This is a genomic window from Plesiomonas sp., assembly GCF_051650925.1.
Classification (GTDB): domain Bacteria; phylum Pseudomonadota; class Gammaproteobacteria; order Enterobacterales; family CAMTGL01; genus Plesiomonas.
In genome coordinates, this window is record NZ_JBOFRH010000578.1 from 1 (window position 1) to 2,950 (window position 2,950).

Annotated in this window: 3 protein-coding genes; all 3 read right to left on the reverse strand. The window is 45.1% G+C overall.

The window, feature by feature from the left end:
* Positions 1 to 1,052: hybrid sensor histidine kinase/response regulator (locus ACRC27_RS13715; RefSeq protein WP_438640135.1), on the reverse strand; the 1,052-nt coding region annotated here is incomplete at its 3' end.
* 7 nt (positions 1,053 to 1,059) lie between these two features.
* Positions 1,060 to 1,602, reverse strand: a complete 543-nt coding sequence (locus ACRC27_RS13720; RefSeq protein ID WP_438623139.1) for a heme NO-binding domain-containing protein — start codon at positions 1,600 to 1,602, stop codon at positions 1,060 to 1,062.
* Positions 1,603 to 1,861: 259 nt separating this feature from the next.
* Positions 1,862 to 2,950, reverse strand: a 1,089-nt coding sequence (locus ACRC27_RS13725) for an NAD(P)/FAD-dependent oxidoreductase (protein ID WP_438640136.1), incomplete at its 5' end; no start/stop codon positions are given.

Below are 2,950 nucleotides of genomic sequence, written 5' to 3' on the forward strand. Positions count from 1 at the left end.
AACCCTAGTTTTTCCAGAATTTTTAACGAAAGACGCTGGTTGGTTTTATTATCTTCCACCAGCAAAACATGCTGCAATTTGATGTGTTCAGGCAAAACCGGTAATGTTGATAATGGTTGCTCAATCGCCAACGCCGCTCTCATCGGCCAACTAATGGCAAAACAACTGCCTTTTCCCGATTCACTGACAACGGAAATACTGCCACCCATCATCTGAATAAGCTGATGGCTTATCGCCAGCCCTAATCCACTCCCACCAAAACGGCGAGTGGTTGAGCTATCAGCCTGCTCAAAGGGTTTAAACAACCGGCTTTGCTGCTCATCAGTTAACCCAATACCCGTATCTTCTACCCGTACGGTAGCTTGAAACAGATGCTGAAGTTCAGACTCTGGGGAGATAGGGTTGAGCTGTAATACCACAACAACGCTGCCCTGCTCAGTAAATTTTAATGCATTACTGACTAAATTCGAGATGATCTGTCGCAAGCGGGTAATATCGCCATAGATAAAATGCTTACCTTGCGCACCTTTCAGCTCCAACTTTATACCTTGCTTCACAGCCTTAGGGCTAAACAGAGTGATGATGCTATAGAGCAACTCGCTTAAATCAAATACTGACTCCTCTAAGCGCAATTTTCCGGCTTCGATACGAGAAAGATCAAGAATGCCATCAATCAGGGAGATGAGCGACTGCCCACACGAACGAATGGTTTCAACAAATTCATCTTGTTCCATATTCAATGGTGTGGCGGCAAGCAACTCAGCCATACCCAGCACACCATTCATCGGCGTGCGAATTTCATGGCTCATCATCGCAAAAAATTCACTTTTTGCTTTAACTGCCTGCTCTGAGCGGATCAGCGCTTGTTTTAACTCTTCGGTACGAATCGCTATTTGGGCTTCAAGCCCCTTCGCAGCACTCTCTAATAAAATATTGGCGGAATAGAGCTCAAGGCTCTTTACTTCAAGTAAACGCTCAGCCTCTTTACGTGCATTGCGCTCTCTCTCAATGCGCCGCTGTAATTTCAGAATATCAGGATGAGAGTTATCCATAATCATACTAGCTATCTGAGGTTAGCGTAATTTCAATCAGCGTCGATTTATCTTGTTGTGGATGCAAAATAACGCGCCCAGTTTGACGATAATGCAATAATGCCCCTTCAACCAACCCTTGTGCTAAACGGTCTAAACAACGGGGTGAGCGATATTGCAACAGTTGGCGCTGTTCGGTCTGTTCGAGTACATCAAAAGCGGGTAGTTCGGCATCGGGATACAGTTTTTTCACCTCGGCATGAATAACATCTTCAATACCGGCCAGTAGGCTAAATGTGGTGGTATGACCCACTAAAAATTGCGGATAAAGCTGGCTGAAACGGCCAAACAAAAATTGACCAAATTGATGGATCAGATCACCTGCCGGAATACCACTTCGCACGGAAAGCGCTGTGACTAGACTGGCCATTTCACTAAAAGGATATGTACCTACGGCCGTGTATGCCCCGCCGTGCGGCAGTTTTGCATCATCTATCACATCATCGACCATATCCTCTGAAAATACATGCGATACCATATCCATAAATTCAGTAAACACGATCCCTTTCATCTGCATACTCTCTGTCGATTACGCCAATGTGTGGTCAGCCTCTAATGACTGCGCACTTATTTTTAATCTCGGGGAAATAAATAATGAAGATACCCCTGTAATAAACCTTAGTTCATTCTTTCGGCTTACTCCATGCAATAAGTACGATTTACAGGCTTAATCCTCAAAATGCGATCTGAACAGATAGTCAGCACGCTGAAATAAAAAAAGCACCACGATAACGTGATGCTTTTTAAAAACAGAGACTCGATTTAATAAATCAATGCAGTTTCAATGTTGGGCGAATAACACGGTTAATTCGGCCGACCAACATCATCAAACCAGTTTTAATGTAGCCGTGTAATGCAACTTGATGCATTCGATACAATGAAATATAAGCAACACGTGCAATGCGCCCTTCAATCATCATTGATCCACGCATTAAGTTACCCATCAGGCTGCCTACCGTACTGAATTTAGACAGTGAAACCAGCGAACCACGGTCGTTATACACGTACTTTTTCAGGTCACGACCATCAAATAGCGCCAGAATGTTGTCATAGCACAAGCTGGCCATCTGATGCGCAGATTGTGCGCGCGGTGGCACAAATGAGCCATCTTCCTGCGGACAACTCGCACAGTCACCAATGGCAAAGATCTGTGAATCACGGGTCGTTTGCAACGTAGGTTCAACCACTAGCTGATTGATACGGTTAGTTTCCAGACCTGCGATATCTTTCATAAAATCAGGTGCTTTAATCCCTGCTGCCCAAACCATCAGCTCAGCAGGAATGTAATCACCATCTTTGGTATGCAAACCACCGGCATCGGCTTTCGTTACCATGGTTTGTGTACGCACATTAACACCTAACTTCGTCAGCTCAAGGTGTGCCGCAGATGAAATTCGCACTGGCAGTGCAGGTAAAATACGCTCACCGGCTTCTACCAGAGTCACATTCAGATGGCGGCTATCAAGTGCCTCAAAACCATAGCTGTGCAGTTGTTTAACCGCATTATGCAGTTCAGCAGAGAGTTCTACCCCTGTTGCTCCCCCACCGACAATGGCAATGTTCACTTTTTCTTGTTTCTCTGGCTGGGCCGAGAACTTCATGAACTGATTCAGCATCGCTTCATGGAAACGGTTTGCCTGATCTGGGCTATCAAGGAAAATACAGTTATCAGCCACACCTTCGGTGCGGAAATCATTTGATTTACTGCCTAGCGCCATCACTAATACATCAAAGAACAGCTCACGTTCAGGCACCAGCAATTCATTATTTTCATCGCGGATCTCTGCCAGTGTGACAGAGCGACGCTCACGATCAATATTGATCAATGTGCCTTGCTGGAACTGAAAATGGTGATTATG

Coding starts and splice junctions, on each gene's coding strand:
- ACRC27_RS13720 (WP_438623139.1), bottom strand. CDS start 1,602: ATGAAAGGGATCGTGTTTACTGAATTTATGGATATGGTATCGCATGTA.